This is a genomic window from Ruegeria meonggei (genome assembly GCF_042768335.1).
Lineage (GTDB): Bacteria > Pseudomonadota > Alphaproteobacteria > Rhodobacterales > Rhodobacteraceae > Ruegeria > Ruegeria meonggei.
Genome location: NZ_JAXHBT010000001.1, coordinates 2,588,354 through 2,605,225 on the forward strand (window position 1 = coordinate 2,588,354; position 16,872 = coordinate 2,605,225).

Sequence of the window (16,872 nt, forward strand, 5' to 3'; positions counted from 1 at the left end):
CCGCCGTTACTCCGCTACTTTCAGGACGATCTTGCCAATATGGCCAGAGCTTTCCATGCGCGCATGGGCCGCTGCGGCGTCACCCAGATCAAACTCGCTGTCCATGACCGGGGCAATCTTGCCAGCGGCCAGCAGCGGCCAGACCGCCTCGCGCAGGTCTTGCGCTATGTTTGCCTTGGCCAGATCGCTTTGCGGGCGCAGGGTACTGCCGGTCAGGGTCAGGCGCTTGACCATCATCAGGGCAAAGTTCAGCTCGACCACCGGCCCTTGCAGGAATGCGATCTGCACCAGCCGCCCGTCTTCGGCCAGAGCCTTGATGTTGCGCGGGATGTAATCGCCGCCCACCATGTCGAGGATCAGGTTTGCGCCGCCCTCGGCCCGCATGGCCGCCACGAAATCCTCATCGCGATAGTTGATCGCCTTCTCTGCCCCCAATTTCAAACAGGCCTCGCACTTTTCGGCCGACCCGGCGGTGGCAAACACCCGCGCGCCAAAGGCGTTGGCTAATTGAATCGCTGTGGTGCCAATACCGCTGGAGCCGCCATGCACCAGAAACCGCTCTCCGGCTTTCAGGTCACCGCGGGTGAAGACGTTGGACCAGACGGTAAAGAAGGTCTCGGGCAGGCACGCGGCCCCTTTCAGACCCATCCCTTCTGGCGCTGGCAGACAATGCGCGGCGGGCGTGGCTACGTATTCCGCGTATCCGCCGCCCGGCAACAACGCGCAAACCTGATCGCCAACAGCTAACCCTTCGACACCGTCGCCCAGGGCCACAACCTCGCCCGAAGCCTCCAGCCCCGGCAGGTCGCTGGCACCCGGAGGTGGATCATAGGCCCCGGCCCGCTGCAACGCGTCAGGGCGGTTCACCCCCGCATACGCCACTTTGAGAATCACCTGCCCTGTCACGGGCTCCGGCACGGGCCGTTCGGTCAACTGCAGAACATCCGGGCCGCCGGGTGTGGTGATTTCAACAGCGCGCATCATCTGGGTCATGGGCAAATCTCCTTTGCCCAATGCCTAGCAGGCAAAATCCCAAAGGCCCAGCCGCAACGGGGCTACTTGCGCGGGTTCAGTACTCCGGGCAGGTCTGCCCGCATTTTCATCGGCGCCTTTACCTGACCGGCCAGCCAATTGGGAACCGCCAGAAACGGTTTGAACAGCGGGTTGTCGTTGACCTGCGCCTTGATTTTTTCGAACTGCATGACGTTGTCGATGCGACGGTCGAGAAACTCCCACGTCTTCTGATGGTCTGGCGAATCGTCTCCCAGCCAGAACAACAGGGTGGAGGAATAGACCCCCGACAAAGTCGCCCGTTTGGTGTACCAGTTCACATCTCCCGAAGTATCCCCCAGCGTGTCCCAGATCAGCCCACAGGTCTGCCACAATGCCTTGGCCCCGTCGGCTGCATGGGTGGGCAGGGAAAACAGGGTCATTCCGCGGCGCACCAGTTCCTTGTCCGGTACGGCCTCAAGCCGGAACCGGACCGCTGCAGCAATGCGTTCACGGAATTTCAGATCGCTCAGGTCCGTTGAATTCAGGCGTTCGACCATGGCCGTGTCGCCATGTGCATGAAACGCCAGCGCCAGATCAACCGCACCACGCGGGCAGATCGCGCGCGCCAGAGCGTCATCAATTCCGCAATCCGTGACAGCGGCGCGAAAGCTGGTTTCCGACCAGCCGTCAAACGGCACATGGGTCAACATCGCGTCCAAAAGCTGTTGTTTTGCATCTTCATACGTGGTGGTCATGGCGGCTCTCCGGTTCCTGGACCCAGTACTAGACAAGATAGACCGGCTTTGCTATACGGCCAATTCCTGCAATTTCCTTGCAACTCTATCTAGAAAGGTGGTGACAACCACATGCAGGTTAGTGTTCGCGACAATAACGTCGATCAGGCGCTTCGTGCCCTGAAGAAAAAGCTACAGCGCGAAGGCGTGTTCCGCGAAATGAAGCTTAAGCAACATTTCGAGAAACCGTCCGAGAAAAAAGCGCGCGAGAAAGCTGAAGCGATCCGCCGTGCCCGTAAACTGGCACGTAAGAAAGCACAGCGCGAAGGTTTGCTCTAAGAGCGGCCCGCGACTCGTCCGGCTTTGGATGACACTATTTGACGACCCCCGCGGCATTGCCCGGGGGTTTGTCGTTTCAAGGCCAGGTTGCAATCCGCCGAAGTAGCTCTCTTGCTGGGCGGCAAGCTGCCAAATCGGGCTCAGCGGTGTTTTGCCCGGCATTTTGCAGCGCAGCGAATCCCGCATTCGCAGCACAGCCCTGCCGGAATGCGCTGAATTCCCCGGCCCCCCTGTTCGCCCATTCGATGCCCCCTGTAACTGGCCCGGTCTAATCAGACGACCAACCAAATGGAGGCATCATGTCTACTGCAAACACCGTCGAGCAAGAAATGCTGGCGCTCATCAACAATGAGCGCACATCCAGGGGGCTGACCCCGCTGCAACTTGAAACCCGCCTGAACGACTCGTCCGAGGATCACAGCACCTGGATGCTGGACCGGGACACGTTCAGTCACACCGGATCAGGTGGATCCAGCGCAACCCAACGGATGGAAGATGCCGGGTTCGACTTTGACGGCAGCTGGCGCTCGGGCGAAAACATTGCCTGGCAATCAGAGCGCGGCGCCGAAGGCATCAGCGACGACGTGGACCAACTGCATCAAAGCCTGATGAACAGCCCGGGCCACCGCGCCAATATCCTGAACCCCGACTATGAATACATCGGGATCGGCATCGAAGAAGGCGATTTCAACGGCTGGGACGCAGTCATGGTGACACAGAACTTTGCCACAACCGATGGCCAGGTCGTTCTGGACTCCGGCGATGCCCCAGTGCCACCGGTCGATATGGTGGAGGACCCTGAAACCGACGTCACCGAGACCCCCGTGACCGAGTCAGACGAGAACACCGAGGAGCCGGGAACCGAGGTCACAGACAACGATACGCCAGCGGAAGAGACGCCTGAGGTCGACCTTCCCGACACGGATGTCACGGACGACCCCGAAGTGACCGAAACCGAAGACCCCGCCGCAGAAACCCCTGACGCCGAGGTCACGGACGCTGACGCGCCGGAAGAAGAAACGCCTGAGGTCGACGAGCCCGCCACCGGTGATCCCGAGGTGACAGATGTCGAAGACACCGATCCCCCTGAAACCGGCATCACCGATCCCGAAGGCCCGGATACTGAGACGCCGGGGACAGATGTCACTGACGCCACCACTGGTGATTGTTTCGACGTCGAAGCGTTTCTGGCGGCAATCGAGGGGTTCGTGAACGACTTGCTGGTTCTGGTCGATGATTTCAGGCTGACCGACACCGAGATGGCCACAACAGACCCTATGGAAAGCGACGATTTCATGCTGGCCGGGGACTTCTGCGATGACACCAAAACCATCGAGGAAATCACGCCGGATGGCGGAGCGGCCCAGCTTGAGACTTCGTTCATGCCGATCTTGGTGGAAGATGGGTGCATGATGGACTTTGTCTAAAGTCTCAGCCAGATACGCGACGCATCAGAACGGTGCGTCGCGACACCGGAAAAGGGCGGTTTGCGCAGTTTTCTGCACAAATAGGGCGAACCCGACGGTGGCAATTCGCCTAAAAGGCGGGGCGGTCCAGTTTGCGACTATATCCCGCCAAATTCTCGCCATTAATGTCCCGCCAAAATAACTCATTCTATTGGAGGCAGAATCATGTCAACGGCCAGCACCCTGGAAAGGCAGATGCTTGCATTGGTCAATGCAGAGCGCGCGCAAGCAGGGCTTGCTCCTGTCCGGCTTGAACTTCGGCTGAACGACGCGGCAGAAGACCACAGCAAATGGATGCTGAACGTGGATCAGTTCAGCCATACTGGTGCCGGGGGTTCCCAACCCTGGGACCGCATGGGCAGTGCCGGTTTCAACTTTTCAGGCAGCTGGCGCGCGACCGAGAATATTGCATGGCAAAGCGTGCGCGGTGCTCCGGGTCTGTCTGACGATGTACAGGATCTGCACAACGGTCTGATGAACAGCTCCGGCCACCGGGCCAACATCCTTGATCCGAACGTGACTGTCGTTGGCATCGGTATCGAGGTTGGGAACTACAACGGCGTAAATGCCATCATGGTGACACAGAACTTTGCCCGGACGTCCGCGCCGGTGCAATTGGACAATGGCGGAACAGGCCAGGGTGGCACACCCGTACCTGATCCGGTGGACCCCGCACCAACAGGTCCTTTGTTTGTCGCGGCCGGAACCAACGGATCCGGGGCGAATGACTGGTTTGCCTTGAAAGCGGGACAATCCGGAAGACTGGATGGCTTTGACGGGGACGATACGCTGTTCGGGCAAAGCGGTCACGATGTTCTGGTTGGTCGCCAGGGGAAAGACACTCTACGAGGGCTCGATGGAAACGACGTCCTGAATGGCGGCCGCGATGATGACGATCTGAACGGCGGCAATGGCAATGATGTGCTCCGCGGTGGAGGTCAAAACGACAAGCTCGTCGGAGCTACAGGACATGATCAGCTCTTTGGTGGCGCTGGAAACGACTTTTTGCATGGAGGATCTGGCAACGACCTGCTGATAGGCCATGGCGGCAATGATCGTCTGGTCGGAGGCGGCGGAAATGACCAATTGCTCGGCGGCGCAGGAGACGACGTGATGATCGGTGGAAGCGGCGCCGACAACTTTGTGTTCATGACGGGCAAGGACCGGGTAAAGGACTTTTCAGACGGAGATCGGGTTATTCTGACACCATCGCAGACCATCAACAGCTACGCTGACCTGATGAACAACCACATCCGGCAATCCGGCAGTGACGTCATCATCAATGACGGACAAGGAAACGAAATGATCCTGGAGAATACTTTGCTCTCCAGCCTCGATAACAACGACTTTGTTTTCTAAGCCACACTCTTGCTCGCGAACCCCAAAGCCCCCGATTCGGGGGCTTTTTTAGTTAATAGATCTTGGGCACGTGCAATTCGTCCGGCAGGATACGGCGTTCGTATTCCGGATTGTATTTGCGATCTGGCAGATCGACCTTTTCCTGCGGAACGTCTGCATAGGGAACTTTGGTTAAAAGATGCTCGATACAATTGAGACGCTCGCGCTTCTTGTCATTGCCTTCAACAATATACCACGGCGCTTCGGGGATGTTGGTGCGGAACAGCATGTCTTCCTTGGCCTTGGTATAGGCTTCCCAGCGGATTCGGGATTCCAAATCCATCGGGGACAATTTCCACTGTTTCATCGGATCGTGGATGCGCATCAGGAACCGCAGCTGCTGTTCTTCATCGGTGATCGAGAACCAGTACTTCAGTAGGATGATCCCCGACCGAACCAACATCCGTTCGAATTCGGGAACGTCCTGAAAGAACTGTCCCACCTGATCATCGCTGGCAAAGCCCATTACCCGTTCGACCCCGGCGCGGTTGTACCAGGACCGGTCGAACAGCACGATTTCACCGGCGGCGGGCAGGTGCGGCACATAGCGTTGGAAATACCACTGGCTCTGTTCGCGACGGCTGGGAGCTGGAAGGGCAACCACGCGCGCCACCCTCGGGTTCAGACGCTGTGTGATGCGTTTGATCACGCCGCCCTTGCCGGCGCTATCGCGGCCTTCGAACAGAATGCAGACCTTGGCCCCGGTATGCTGCACCCAATCCTGCACTTTGATCAATTCGGCCTGTAGGCGCAGCAGATTGCGGAAATAGACCTTGCGGTCCAGCATATCGGGATGCTGATCCTTATAGATCTTGCGAATTTCCATCGAGAGCATGGGTTCGCTGAATTCGATCTCAAAATCTTCGTCCAGCGTGTCTTCCAACTCGGCTTCCAACCAGTCTTTCGGGGCGTATTCGTTTTCGTAAGCCAAGGTCATTTCCTTATCGTCTGTCGGGTTCGGACCGTACAAGGCGCATGTAAACACCTGATGTCATCAGAGCAATTGATGAATAACCCTATTCAAGCCGGCGTTGCGCGCAACAGCTGGATCAAGGTAATGCATAAGGGTGTCCGGCCTTTCTCCTTATTTGGACCCGCTTAACGCTAGATACAACCGTCAGAGTTGACGCATTGCCAACAACTTGGTGTAATCTGACCTCTTGCAGCCTTGCCTTGGGCCACGGTGTGACGGCATCAAGGGCTTCGAAACAACCTTGAGATTTTCGTGGCCCATTTCCTTTCCCTTCTACCGATGGTCTGGCCTTGGCTTATCCTGATGGCCGCGCAGATCAGTGGGGTGTCCGGCAGGCAGGCTCTGGGCCTGACCTTGCTGACGGTCTTTGGCAGCGTGGCACTGGCGCTTGGCCTTGTCACACCGCTCGCCGCTGTAATCGCCGCGATTGGCCCGCTGGGCGCTGGCATGCTACATCGTCTCTCCGGGAGAGTTGCACTGCTGGGGCATCTGGCGCTGGTCCTGTGGAGCCTTGCGCTGGGGGCGCATCTGGTGCCCGGCTTTCACAACTTGTTGGTTCTGGATCAGGTCCAAGCCGGGCTCGATAGCACCACATTCACGCTGCACCTGAACCTCGACAAGCCGCTGGTTCTGTTCGCCGTTCTGATGGTATGGCCCGGAATGACACGCAATGCGCTACCAACCCGGGTGATGCCACTGGTCGCGGGCCTCACGATCCTGCCGGTTCTGTTTCTTCTTGGGCTCGCAACGGGTGCTGTCCGGCCCGAATTTGGCTTGCCGCATTGGTGGCTGATATTCGCTTTGGCCAACCTGTTTCTGACATGCTTAACCGAAGAGGCGTTTTTTCGCGGCTACCTGCAATCGGCCATTGCCTCCAAACTCGGGGCGCCGATTGCCATTGCCGCTGCCAGCCTGCTGTTCGGTCTGGCCCATTTCGGCGGTGGCCCCGCGCTGGTTGTCTTTGCTGCAATCCTCGGGGGCGCGTGTGGTTTGGGGTATTACGCGACCGGACGGCTATGGGTGCCGGTTCTGATGCATTTCGGATTTAACGTCCTGCATCTGGTCCTGTTTACCTACCCTGCCCCGGCCTGAGCATCACACCGGCAAGGCTGTGGTCTTGAACACCGTGCGCAATGCAAATGAACTTTGCATCTGTGCCACCCTCGGCAATCGCGACAGGTATTGGCGGTGGATGCGGGCAAAATCTTCGGTATTTTCGGCGACGACTTTCAGAATATAATCGGCCGTTCCCGCCATCAGATGGCATTCCAACACGTCGGGGATGCGGGCCACGGCCTTTTCGAACGCATCCAGAACCTCTTCGGCCTGGCCCTGCAACGTGATCTCGACAAACACCGTCGTCGGTACGTTCATTTTCCGCGCGTCCAGCAGTGCCACATAGTTCTTGATATAACCATCCGCCTCAAGCCGCTGCACCCGCCGGTGACAGGCGGAAGGGGACAGGTTTACCTGCTCGGACAGCTCCGCATTCGACATGCGGCCGTTTCGCTGAAGCGCGGCTAGAATCTTTTTATCGGTCGTATCTAGGCTCATTCACGCAAGACCTTTGCAGAGTATTCGAAGTTTACCGGAAAATATCCCGATTAAAAGCGTGAATGCGGGCAGAGTTTCACAGAAATTGCGTCTCAAATTGCACATAATTTAGGCAGTTTATGAATGGAGACCTAAAATGAAAATCGGTTGCCCCAAGGAAATCAAACCCCAGGAGTTCCGCGTTGGCATGACCCCCAACGCCGCGCAAGAGGCCGTTGCGCGAGGTCATGAGGTCCTCATCGAAACCGATGCCGGTATGGGATCGGGTTTTGACAACGATGCATACATGGCCGCCGGCGCCCGGATCGTCGACACCGCAGCAGAAGTCTTTGCCACCGCCGACATGATCGTGAAGGTCAAAGAACCCCAGGCGGTCGAGCGTAAGATGCTGCGCGAAGGCCAGCTGCTGTTTACCTATCTGCACTTGGCACCGGATCCGGATCAAACCCATGACCTGCTGGCCTCGGGCTGCACGGCCATCGCTTATGAAACCGTCACCGATGCGGCCGGAGGCCTGCCCCTGCTGGCACCGATGTCCGAGGTTGCAGGCCGTCTGGCACCGCAGGTCGGCTCGTGGACATTGCAAAAGGCCAATGGCGGCCGTGGTGTTCTGATGGGTGGCGTACCAGGCGTTGGCCCGGCGAAAGTTGTTGTGATCGGCGGCGGTGTCGTGGGCACGCATGCGGCCAAGATCGCCGCTGGTATGGGTGCTGATGTCACCGTGCTGGACCGTTCGCTGCCGCGCCTGCGGTACCTGGACGATGTCTTTGGCAACACGTTCAACAACCAGTACTCGACGGCAGGTGCAACGGCTGAACTGATCCAGACGGCCGACATGGTGATCGGCGCGGTGCTAATCCCAGGCGCTGCGGCCCCCAAACTGGTGACCCGCGCGCAATTGTCGACCATGAAACCGGGCGCGGTTCTGGTGGATGTGGCCATCGACCAAGGCGGCTGCTTTGAAACCTCAAAGGCCACCACCCATGCCGATCCGATCTATGAGGTGGACGGCATCATGCATTACTGTGTGGCCAACATGCCCGGCGCGGTTGCGCGCACTTCGACCATTGCGCTGGGGAATGCGACGATGCCGTTCCTGCTGTCACTGGCCGACAAAGGCTGGAAACAAGCCTGCCAGGACGACCCACATCTGCTGGCGGGTTTGAACGTTCATGCCGGTCAGCTGACCTATTACGCGGTTGGCAAAGCACTGGGGATCGACGTGGTATCCCCCAATGTGGTGATCAAGTCCTAAGCGCTCCCGCCCCTGAAAACGCCCTCTGACGAGGGCGTATTATAGTGTTGGGCCCAGCGCCGCACCTGCGGTGCGGCGTTGTTGGTTCTTGTTCCGACGTTACCGCAAATACAACGGCGCCGCGCGTCAGCGCGGCGCTGGCCCCAACCGGAGGAGGGCATTTTAATGCCTGATCGACGGGCGGGAGCCCTCACGCCTCTTTGTGGATTTCCACAGAATGCGGATAGGGGATCGAAACACCATTGGCGTCAAAGGCCTCTTTCACCGCTTTGGTGGTCTCAAACTTCACATCCCAGTAATCCGCCGCTGCGCACCACAGGCGGGCCGTCAGATCGACCGAACTGTCACCCAGATTGGTCACCCGCACCCAAGGCTCAGGGTCTCCCAGTATGCGCGTATCGGCTTTGGCAACATCCAGAATGATCTTCATCGCCTCATCGGCGTTGTCACCGTAATCAATGCCAAAGACCAGATCGACACGTCGCGTGTCATGAGCCGAGTAGTTGGTGATGATCGACCCCCAGGACTGTCCGTTCGGCACAATAATCTGCACATTGTCCGGCGTTACCAGTTCTGTGGTGAACAGGTTCAGATCCTTCACAGTGCCCGACGTCCCGCCTATATCGACGAATTGACCCAGCTTATACGGGCGGAAGACCACCAGCATGACACCAGCGGCAAGATCGCTGAGCGTGCCCTGCAGCGCCAGACCGATGGCCAGCGACGCGGCACCCAGAATGGCGACGATACTTGTGGCCTCGATCCCGAAAATACCCAGCACGGCAACCAGCACCATTGCCAGGATCACCCATTTCACCAGGCTGGCGACAAAACTGCCCAGCGTCTGGTCAATATTCGGCGTTGCATTGATCCGGCGCCGGACTACACCGGCGATCGCTCCGGCAACAATCCAGCCAAGGATCAGTACGACCAACGCCTTGACCGCGTTCATAATCAGGGGGGCATAGGCACCCACCTGTGTTACGACCTCATCCACACGCATCTCCTTTTCGATTCATGACAATCCCGCGTCATCAACGCGGGATGCGCGAGAGTGTGAGCGATAACCGGCTTTTGGTCTAGGTGTGAGATGCACGGGTTTTCCCCGTTGTTCCCAAATACACAGCGCCTGACCGAGAATGCACATCTATTGGGGTGGTGGGATCGCCGTGCCGCGCCTACCTTTCAGACGTAGCCTTCAAAGGAGCCTCTTATGCTGGATACCGCCACCCATCCCATCACCGCCCGCTGGCCCGCCACCCACCCGGACAGGATCCAGCTCTATTCCTTTCCGACCCCGAACGGTGTCAAAGCCTCGATCATGCTGGAAGAGACCGGCCTGCCCTATGAGGCGCACAAAATCACGCTGGCCGATGCGGATGTCAAAAGCCCTGCCTTCTTGTCGCTGAACCCCAACAACAAGATCCCCGCCATTATCGATCCAAACGGCCCTGACGGAGAGCCCCTGGCCCTGTTCGAAAGCGGCGCGATCCTGTTGTATCTAGCCGAGAAGACCGGTCAGTTTCTGGGCAAGACCAAGGCCGACAAGTATCGCGCCACCCAATGGCTGATGTTCCAGATGGGTGGTGTTGGGCCGATGTTCGGGCAGTTGGGCTATTTCTTCAAATTCGCAGGCAGCGAGATCGAAGACCCCCGCCCACGTGACCGATACATCGCCGAGGCTAAACGCCTGCTGAACGTCCTGAACCAGCAACTGGGCGGTCAGGACTGGATTGCCGGGGAGTATTCAATCGCGGATATGGCAATCGCACCCTGGCTGCGCGGGCTGGACTATTACGGCGTGAAAGAAACTGTTGGCTGGGAAGACCACACCAACGTGATGGCCTATCTGGATCGCTTTCTGGACCGACCCGCCGTTCAAAAAGGCCTTGTGACCCCCGCACGAGACTGAGCCCTGTCAGGTGGATGCCCAACCCGGCATCCACCAATTCCTTGGCCTAGTCCGGCAGTTTACCGGTCAGCACATAGCGCAGCACGTCCACAACCTGCGCAGGCTGCTCGGCCACGGCCAGCGCGGCGGCGTCGACCTCTTTCAGCGCATGTTGATGATCGGGGCCGTGCAAAACGATCAGGGATTTGCCCAGCGCCGCCGCATAGCCTGCGTCAAAGGCTGCGTTCCACTGTTTGTATTTCTCACCAAACCGCACGACGACCACATCCGCATCCGCGATGCCCTTGCGGGTGCGGATGGCATTGACCATCGCACCCTTGTGGTCGTGCCAGTATTTGTTCGGCTCCGCGCCCAGTACGGCCACGCCGCAATCGTCGCTGGCCTCGTGGTTGGTGACAGGGCTGTTGAACGTGATGTCCAACCCCTGCGCACCGTCGATAATCTGTTCGCGCCAATCGGTGTGGATTTCTCCGGACAGATAGACATTCAGGCCCATGGTAAACTCCGCTGCTGTGTTACGACCTATTTAGGGCGCAATTGGCCACAGCCCAATGCGGAATGTGCAGAAAACACCGCCGTGCCTGTCAAATCTTTCGGGCAACCAGAAACCGCCGCCCGTTGCGGGCCGGAAAACTGTCGCGTTCGACGATCTCAAAACCGGCCTGTTCGATGGTGGCATCCAAGTCCGCTTCGGACAGAAAGCGCACAAATGGCGCTTTGCCGAAAAATTGCATGACCGGCAGCGCCAGCCGGATAGCCAGATACTGCATGCCTCCACCGCGCTGAGGCGGGCAGAATGTCTTTGAGATGAACAATCCGCGCGGTTTGAGAACCGAATGGACCTGGGACAACGCGCTGTCGAGGTCCTCAACCAGGTGCAGCAGATTGAACGCCAGCGCCACATCATAGGACCATGCAGGAGGGCGGGTCGCGTCAGCTTCGACAAAGGCGATGTTTTCGACGTTCTGCTCGGCCGCGTTTTTGCGACCCACCGCCAACATGCCAGGGGACAGATCGCTTGCGGTGATCGTATCGACGTAACCAGACAGGCGCAGAGCGGTCATACCGGTGCCGCAGCCCAGTTCCAGCACATCGTCGGTTTTCTTCAGATAGGTGGCCGTCCGCGCAAGCGTATGTTCATACGCGGCCATATCCTTGATAGGCGAACGCGCGTATTTCGCGGCCACGCCGTCCCAGAATTTCACAGCGGTGGTCATTGGGGTCTCCTTTCGGCGCAAGTTACTCATGCGCAGATCGAATATAAATTGCCGAAATTCGTAGATGCCTTATACGTATTTGCATGACTGATTTGGGCGATTTCGACTGGAACCATATCCGTTCTTTCCTGGCGACAGCGGAAACCGGGTCGCTGTCAGCAGCTGCCCGCCAGCTGGGGCAAACGCAACCAACGCTCAGCCGTCAGATCGCAGCACTTGAGGCTGATCTGGGCGTGATGCTGTTCGAACGCGTTGGTCGCGCGCTCGAGATCACGCAGGCGGGGATGGAACTGCTGGATCACACCCGCACGATGGGAGACGCCGCAAACCGCATCGCGCTGGCCGCCTCGGGGCAGGCAACGTCGGTCGAAGGGCGGGTCCGCATCACTGCCAGCGATGTGATGTCCGCATATATCCTGCCAGATGTGTTGCATATGGTGCGTGCTCAGGCACCCCGACTGCAGATTGATGTGATCGCCTCGAACGACATCCGTGATCTGATGCGACGCGAGGCGGATATCGCGATCCGCCATGTGCGCCCCGATCAACCCGACCTGATTGCCAAACTGGTCCAGGAGGCGTCGGGGCATTTCTATGCCACCACCGACTATCTGAACCGCGCGGGTCGCCCTAAGTCCAAGCGGGCCCTGTCGCAGCATGAATTTATCAGCTTTGGCGACACAGATCAGATGATCGCCTATCTGAAGCCGTTGGGCATTCATCTGAGCGACGAGAATTTTCGTCTGGGCTCGCAAAATGGCATCGTGGCGTGGGAATATGCCAAACAGGGGTTCGGAATCGCGCCTATGTCTCAGGTGGTAGGTGATGCAACGCCGGGTGTAGAACGTGCCCTGCCAGGCATGGAACCGATCATGTTTCCGATCTGGCTGACCACCCATCGCGAGCTGCACACAAGCCGTCGCATCCGTCTGGTGTTCGATCTGCTGGCCGAGTTCCTGTCGAAATGAAAAACGCGCCCGAAGGCGCGTCGTTCCGGTCTTGTTGCAGCGGTGTTACCCGCGCAAAATTCCACCCGTAGCTTTGCTGACCTTGGCGATGATCTTCTCGGCCACGGCCTCGATGTCCTTCTCCTTCAGCGTCGCATCTGTGGGCTGCAGGCGCACTGTGATGGCCAGAGATTTCTTGCCCTCACCCACGCTGCCCCCGATGAATTCGTCAAAGACGCGCACATCTTCAATCAGCACTTTGTCAGCCCCAGCAGCGGCGTTCACCAGCGTCAGCGCTTCGATACCTTCGTCGACAACAAAGGCAAAGTCCCTCTCGACCGCTTGCAGATCGCGCAGTTCCAGCGCCGCGCGGGTCGCTCCGGATTTTCGCGGCATCGGCACCTGATCCGGCCAGATCGTAAAGGCCATTGCCGGGCCTTTGATGTCCATCGCCTGCAACACACGGGGGTGCAGCTCACCAAAGACGCCCAGCACCTTTTTCGGACCCAGACAGATTTTGCCGTGACGCCCCGGATGCCACCAGGCGTCGCCGTCGCGCAGGATCTGAACCTTGGCGGGGGCACCTATGGCTGCCAGCACGGCCTCGGCGTCCGCCTTGGCGTCGTACAGATCGACGGGGCGCGAGGCACCGTGCACATCCTTGGGACCATTGCGTCCAACCAGCAAGCCGCTGATCTGGATTTCCTGATCTCCGGGCTCTCCGTCATGAAAGACCGGGCCGACCTCAAACAAGGCCACATCCGCATACCCGCGCGCCTGATTGCGCGCCGCGGCCTGTAGCAGACCAGGCAGCAGATCGGGGCGCATGTGGCTCATCTCGGAAGAGATCGGGTTTTCCAGCTGCGTCGCCTCATCGCCACCATCAAACAGCGCGGCCGAGGCCTGATCAATGAAGGTATAACTGACGCATTCGTTGTAACCCAAAGCGGCACAGGTGCGGCGCGCCATCGACTGGCGGCGCTGCGCTGATGTCATCACCGGTTTCGGGATGCCATCGGTCACGCGCGGCAGCGGCTTGCCCTGCAGCTTGGTCAGGGATGCAATCCGCGCGACCTCTTCCACCAGATCGGCCTCGCCCATGACGTCCGGGCGCCAGCTGGGGACGTGAGCCATCTCGCCTTCAAGACGGAATCCTAGACGGGTCAAAGTCTGGCGCTGCTCGCTTTCGGGGATATCCATCCCGACCAGAGACTGCACCCGTGCCGAATCCAGCTTGTAGGCCCGCGCGTGGTTCGGGGCTTTGCCCGCCTCAACCACTTTGGAGACTTCGCCACCACAGATATCAAGGATCATCTGTGTGGCCTGCTCCAGCCCTTCCAGCGTGTAGTCCGGGTCAACACCGCGTTCGAACCGATAGCGCGCGTCCGAGTTGATTTTCAGCGCCCGGCCTGTCAGGGCGATTTGCACATGGTCCCAGAACGCGCTTTCAAGAAAGACGTTCACGGTCTCTTCTGTACAGCCGGTTTCCGCACCACCCATAATGCCCGCAATCGATTCCGCACCCTTATCGTCGGAGATCACCATCATGTTGGGCTGCAGCGTGTATTCTTTCTCATCCAGCGCCACCAGCGTCTCACCGCCCTTGGCGCGATGGACGCGCAGGTTTCCCTGCACCTTGTCTGCATCAAACACGTGCAGCGGGCGGTTCTGATCGAAGGTCATGAAATTGGTGATGTCCACCAATGCCGAGATCGGGCGTAACCCGATGGATTTCAACTGATCCTGCAGCCATTGCGGGCTGGGGCCGTTCTTGACGCCCCTGATCAGACGCCCGGTGAAATGCGGGCAACCATCCAGGGTGTCGTCATCAATAGTCACTTTGAGCGGGCTGTCGAAATCGCCCGGCACAGGCACGTAATCACGCTCTTTCAGCGTCCCGACGCCACGCGCCGCCAGATCACGCGCAATCCCTGCCACGCCCAGCGCATCGGGGCGGTTTGGGGTGATTGCGATTTCGATCATCGGGTCGACCTTCGAAGGCTCGTTTTCAGCCAGCCAGTCCACGAACCGGTCACCCACTGCGCCCGAGGGAAGCTCAATGATACCGTCATGCTCGTCTGACAGCTCAAGTTCGCGCTCGGAGGCCATCATGCCAAAGCTCTCGACACCGCGGATTTTGCCGACGCTGATGGTCAGGTCCAGACCAGGGATATACATGCCAGGCTTGCAGACCACGACGGTGATGCCTTCGCGCGCATTGGGGGCGCCGCAGATGATCTGCAGATCGCCCTCGTCGGTTTCCACCGTGCACACGCGCAGCTTGTCGGCGTCGGGGTGTTTCTCGGCATGTTTCACATGTCCCAGCGTAAAGCCACTCAGGCGGTCCGCCGGGTTGACGATCTCCTCGACCTCAAGCCCGAGGTCTGTCAAGGCCTCGGCGATCTCATCAACCGAAGCATCGGTGTCCAGGTGGTCTTTGAGCCAGGAGAGGGTGAATTTCATCGATCGTATTCCGCGCGTAATCTTGGGTCAGACCGCGTGTAGCGGATATTCACAAAAGGTGGAAGAGGCCCCATGCGCCTGGTCCCCGGCCACTGTGTTCGAGACACTGTCCGAACCCGCAAACACCGCCAGAATTTGGGCAATACCTGCCCCTGTGTTGATCCCGGTATGAGGCGAGCGGTATGCCTCAACAAACGCATCGCCTGACTTATAGGTTTTGCGCCCGGCCTCGCCGTAGTCGACCGTGATCTCACCCTCTAGAACATAGGCGGCCAAAGGCGCGTCATGGCGGTGTTCCCCGGTTTCCTGACCCGGCTGCATGGTGACGATCGCCATGCTGATCTGGGGCGTGCCTTGCGGATACTCCAGCGGTTCACCAATGAAAGATGTCTCTGTCTGCAACAGAACGTCCACGGGCGGGTACGTGTCCCGGGCCAGGGCTGGTGCGGCCGCAATGATCAGCGCAGATAGCAAAAGGGATTTCATGACTTCAATCTCCGGCAGATGCGATTTCGGCGATCTGACCTTGATGCCCAAAGTTTGTCAAACCGCAGATCGTCAGGGGTAAACCGGTGTACGCCCCGCCAGTTCATCCAACTGCCAGCCGATCCAGCCATGCGGGATGAAATGCCCGCCGGGATGGATGTCCAGCGTGACCTGCCCCTGCGCACAATCGGTCCATTCCACCCGGCTGAGCGTCAGGAACGGCTTCACGCTCCAATCGCCGCGCGGGATCGCAGTATCGCAGTGGAATTTCTGCCGCCACAGAGCCACTGGAAAGGTCGTGTCCCCGCCGGGACCAAAAGGGAAATCCATCACCGTATCATCGGTCCCATGCACATGGCGCACTTGTGCCGGGGCCTGCTGGCAATCCTCGGTCTGGCGGATTGATCCTGCGACGGCCAACAGGGCGGTGACATCATCGCCCGACTGGCAGACAAAGCGCCACGCCATCGCGCCGCCATAGGAATAGCCCGAGACATAGATCTGGTCCGGATCAATCGGATAGCGTTTGGCAACGTCTTCGAGCACGCGGTCGGCAAAGCCTACGTCCCGCGTGTCCGCAGACCAGAAATTCCAGCTTTTGCCCAAACCGTTGGGGGCTACCAGCAGCACACCGCGCAGTTTCGTGGCCCCGGCGATGCGTTCATGGTTCACCACCACATCCCCTTGTCGCGCCCAACCGTGGAAATGCAGCAACACCGGCAGAGGCGTTTCGCCATCCCACCCGTCCGGCTCCAGCACATGATACGAGCGGTCGCCCAGCGGGCAGGCCACATCACCATGGCAGCCATTTGCAGCGGCTGTGAGCGGGAGGAGAAACAACAGGCAGGTCAAAATCCGGATCATAGGTCGGAGCCTATCCATGCTGAGCGCTGTGTCACCTAACATATTGGTGTAGCCAGATTTCAACCCGCCGAAGGGTGTGGTTGACTGACGCCCACCCTATTTCCGATCAAAGCGGATAGCAGCGCCATCGCCAGACCGTGGGATGGCGATCCAAGGGCTGTGATGGGCAGTTTATGCTGGCCAAATTCTTGTGACGTTCAAACAGGGCGCCGGTGGCAGCCAAATCGCCAGCCCGTGCGGGCGGTCTGGCGATGGCGCGGCGGCCTATCGG

At 59.0% G+C, this 16,872-nt stretch carries 17 protein-coding genes; 7 read left to right on the forward strand and 10 right to left on the reverse strand.

Translation table 11 applies throughout. The features are described from left to right. Positions 1–6: 6 nt before the first annotated feature. The gene (locus tag SJY13_RS12760; protein WP_377191332.1) at positions 7–993 is read right to left on the reverse strand and encodes an NAD(P)H-quinone oxidoreductase; all 987 of its coding nucleotides are present in this window, start codon (positions 991–993) and stop codon (positions 7–9) included. Positions 994–1,055: 62 nt separating this feature from the next. Next, entirely contained in the window at positions 1,056–1,748 is a 693-nt protein-coding gene (locus SJY13_RS12765) for a COQ9 family protein (RefSeq protein WP_377191333.1), read from the reverse strand. A gap of 111 nt (positions 1,749–1,859) precedes the next feature. Here SJY13_RS12765 and rpsU point away from each other — a divergent pair, with 111 nt between their 5' ends. The 3 genes from rpsU (at position 1,860) to SJY13_RS12780 (ending at position 4,891) form a co-directional block, all read left to right on the forward strand. Continuing rightward, a complete protein-coding gene (gene rpsU, locus SJY13_RS12770; RefSeq protein ID WP_005614280.1) occupies positions 1,860–2,066 on the forward strand; it encodes a 30S ribosomal protein S21 in 207 nt (68 codons plus the stop codon). Positions 2,067–2,365: 299 nt separating this feature from the next. After that, complete coding sequence (locus SJY13_RS12775) at positions 2,366–3,493, forward strand: CAP domain-containing protein (RefSeq protein WP_377191334.1); 1,128 nt, start codon at positions 2,366–2,368, stop codon at positions 3,491–3,493. Between the two features lie 204 nt (positions 3,494–3,697). Further along, entirely contained in the window at positions 3,698–4,891 is a 1,194-nt protein-coding gene (locus tag SJY13_RS12780) for a CAP domain-containing protein (RefSeq protein ID WP_377191335.1), read from the forward strand. Between the two features lie 52 nt (positions 4,892–4,943). Here SJY13_RS12780 and ppk2 read toward each other — a convergent pair whose 3' ends face one another. Next, positions 4,944–5,867, reverse strand: a complete 924-nt coding sequence (gene ppk2 / locus SJY13_RS12785) for a polyphosphate kinase 2 (protein WP_085822986.1) — start codon at positions 5,865–5,867, stop codon at positions 4,944–4,946. A 288-nt stretch (positions 5,868–6,155) separates the two neighbouring features. Here ppk2 and SJY13_RS12790 point away from each other — a divergent pair, with 288 nt between their 5' ends. Then, positions 6,156–6,995: a CPBP family intramembrane glutamic endopeptidase gene (locus SJY13_RS12790; protein WP_377191336.1), complete on the forward strand. Its 840-nt coding sequence runs from the start codon at positions 6,156–6,158 to the stop codon at positions 6,993–6,995. A 3-nt stretch (positions 6,996–6,998) separates the two neighbouring features. On the opposite strand, the gene SJY13_RS12795 is transcribed toward SJY13_RS12790, so the two are convergent. Then, positions 6,999–7,457: an Lrp/AsnC family transcriptional regulator gene (locus tag SJY13_RS12795; protein WP_085822988.1), complete on the reverse strand. Its 459-nt coding sequence runs from the start codon at positions 7,455–7,457 to the stop codon at positions 6,999–7,001. A gap of 136 nt (positions 7,458–7,593) precedes the next feature. On the opposite strand from SJY13_RS12795, the gene ald reads away from it, so the two are divergent. Beyond that, entirely contained in the window at positions 7,594–8,712 is a 1,119-nt protein-coding gene (gene ald / locus SJY13_RS12800) for an alanine dehydrogenase (RefSeq protein ID WP_377191337.1), read from the forward strand. Between the two features lie 190 nt (positions 8,713–8,902). Here the strand turns inward: ald and SJY13_RS12805 are convergent, their stop codons facing one another. After that, the gene (locus tag SJY13_RS12805; protein WP_377191338.1) at positions 8,903–9,709 is read right to left on the reverse strand and encodes a mechanosensitive ion channel family protein; all 807 of its coding nucleotides are present in this window, start codon (positions 9,707–9,709) and stop codon (positions 8,903–8,905) included. A 216-nt stretch (positions 9,710–9,925) separates the two neighbouring features. On the opposite strand from SJY13_RS12805, the gene SJY13_RS12810 reads away from it, so the two are divergent. Beyond that, complete coding sequence (locus tag SJY13_RS12810; RefSeq protein ID WP_377191339.1) at positions 9,926–10,624, forward strand: glutathione S-transferase N-terminal domain-containing protein; 699 nt, start codon at positions 9,926–9,928, stop codon at positions 10,622–10,624. A gap of 46 nt (positions 10,625–10,670) precedes the next feature. Here the strand turns inward: SJY13_RS12810 and SJY13_RS12815 are convergent, their stop codons facing one another. Both SJY13_RS12815 and SJY13_RS12820 read right to left on the reverse strand, forming a co-directional pair. Further along, positions 10,671–11,120, reverse strand: a complete 450-nt coding sequence (locus SJY13_RS12815) for a YtoQ family protein (RefSeq protein ID WP_085822991.1) — start codon at positions 11,118–11,120, stop codon at positions 10,671–10,673. 88 nt (positions 11,121–11,208) lie between these two features. Then, complete coding sequence (locus SJY13_RS12820) at positions 11,209–11,841, reverse strand: class I SAM-dependent methyltransferase (protein ID WP_377191340.1); 633 nt, start codon at positions 11,839–11,841, stop codon at positions 11,209–11,211. Positions 11,842–11,924: 83 nt separating this feature from the next. On the opposite strand from SJY13_RS12820, the gene SJY13_RS12825 reads away from it, so the two are divergent. Further along, positions 11,925–12,809: a LysR family transcriptional regulator gene (locus SJY13_RS12825; RefSeq protein WP_377191341.1), complete on the forward strand. Its 885-nt coding sequence runs from the start codon at positions 11,925–11,927 to the stop codon at positions 12,807–12,809. Positions 12,810–12,854: 45 nt separating this feature from the next. On the opposite strand, the gene pheT is transcribed toward SJY13_RS12825, so the two are convergent. From pheT to SJY13_RS12840, 3 genes are all read right to left on the reverse strand, one after another. Further along, positions 12,855–15,251: a phenylalanine--tRNA ligase subunit beta gene (gene pheT, locus SJY13_RS12830; RefSeq protein ID WP_377191342.1), complete on the reverse strand. Its 2,397-nt coding sequence runs from the start codon at positions 15,249–15,251 to the stop codon at positions 12,855–12,857. Positions 15,252–15,278: 27 nt separating this feature from the next. Next, positions 15,279–15,737 (reverse strand): cupin domain-containing protein, encoded by a 459-nt coding sequence (locus SJY13_RS12835; RefSeq protein WP_377191343.1) that lies wholly within the window; start codon positions 15,735–15,737, stop codon positions 15,279–15,281. A gap of 72 nt (positions 15,738–15,809) precedes the next feature. Further along, entirely contained in the window at positions 15,810–16,601 is a 792-nt protein-coding gene (locus SJY13_RS12840) for an alpha/beta hydrolase family esterase (protein WP_377191344.1), read from the reverse strand. Positions 16,602–16,872: the final 271 nt, after the last annotated feature.

Excerpts from the sequence above, each read along its gene's own strand:
- SJY13_RS12780 (WP_377191335.1), top strand. The coding sequence starts at position 3,698 with ATGTCAACGGCCAGCACCCTGGAAAGGCAGATGCTTGCATTGGTCAAT.
- SJY13_RS12795 (WP_085822988.1), bottom strand. The coding sequence starts at position 7,457 with ATGAGCCTAGATACGACCGATAAAAAGATTCTAGCCGCGCTTCAGCGA.
- SJY13_RS12815 (WP_085822991.1), bottom strand. The coding sequence starts at position 11,120 with ATGGGCCTGAATGTCTATCTGTCCGGAGAAATCCACACCGATTGGCGC.
- pheT (WP_377191342.1), bottom strand. The coding sequence starts at position 15,251 with ATGAAATTCACCCTCTCCTGGCTCAAAGACCACCTGGACACCGATGCT.
- SJY13_RS12810 (WP_377191339.1), top strand. The coding sequence starts at position 9,926 with ATGCTGGATACCGCCACCCATCCCATCACCGCCCGCTGGCCCGCCACC.
- SJY13_RS12840 (WP_377191344.1), bottom strand. The coding sequence starts at position 16,601 with ATGATCCGGATTTTGACCTGCCTGTTGTTTCTCCTCCCGCTCACAGCC.
- ppk2 (WP_085822986.1), bottom strand. The coding sequence starts at position 5,867 with ATGACCTTGGCTTACGAAAACGAATACGCCCCGAAAGACTGGTTGGAA.
- SJY13_RS12765 (WP_377191333.1), bottom strand. The coding sequence starts at position 1,748 with ATGACCACCACGTATGAAGATGCAAAACAACAGCTTTTGGACGCGATG.
- SJY13_RS12775 (WP_377191334.1), top strand. The coding sequence starts at position 2,366 with ATGTCTACTGCAAACACCGTCGAGCAAGAAATGCTGGCGCTCATCAAC.
- SJY13_RS12760 (WP_377191332.1), bottom strand. The coding sequence starts at position 993 with ATGACCCAGATGATGCGCGCTGTTGAAATCACCACACCCGGCGGCCCG.
- SJY13_RS12835 (WP_377191343.1), bottom strand. The coding sequence starts at position 15,737 with ATGAAATCCCTTTTGCTATCTGCGCTGATCATTGCGGCCGCACCAGCC.
- rpsU (WP_005614280.1), top strand. The coding sequence starts at position 1,860 with ATGCAGGTTAGTGTTCGCGACAATAACGTCGATCAGGCGCTTCGTGCC.
- SJY13_RS12820 (WP_377191340.1), bottom strand. The coding sequence starts at position 11,841 with ATGACCACCGCTGTGAAATTCTGGGACGGCGTGGCCGCGAAATACGCG.
- ald (WP_377191337.1), top strand. The coding sequence starts at position 7,594 with ATGAAAATCGGTTGCCCCAAGGAAATCAAACCCCAGGAGTTCCGCGTT.
- SJY13_RS12825 (WP_377191341.1), top strand. The coding sequence starts at position 11,925 with ATGACTGATTTGGGCGATTTCGACTGGAACCATATCCGTTCTTTCCTG.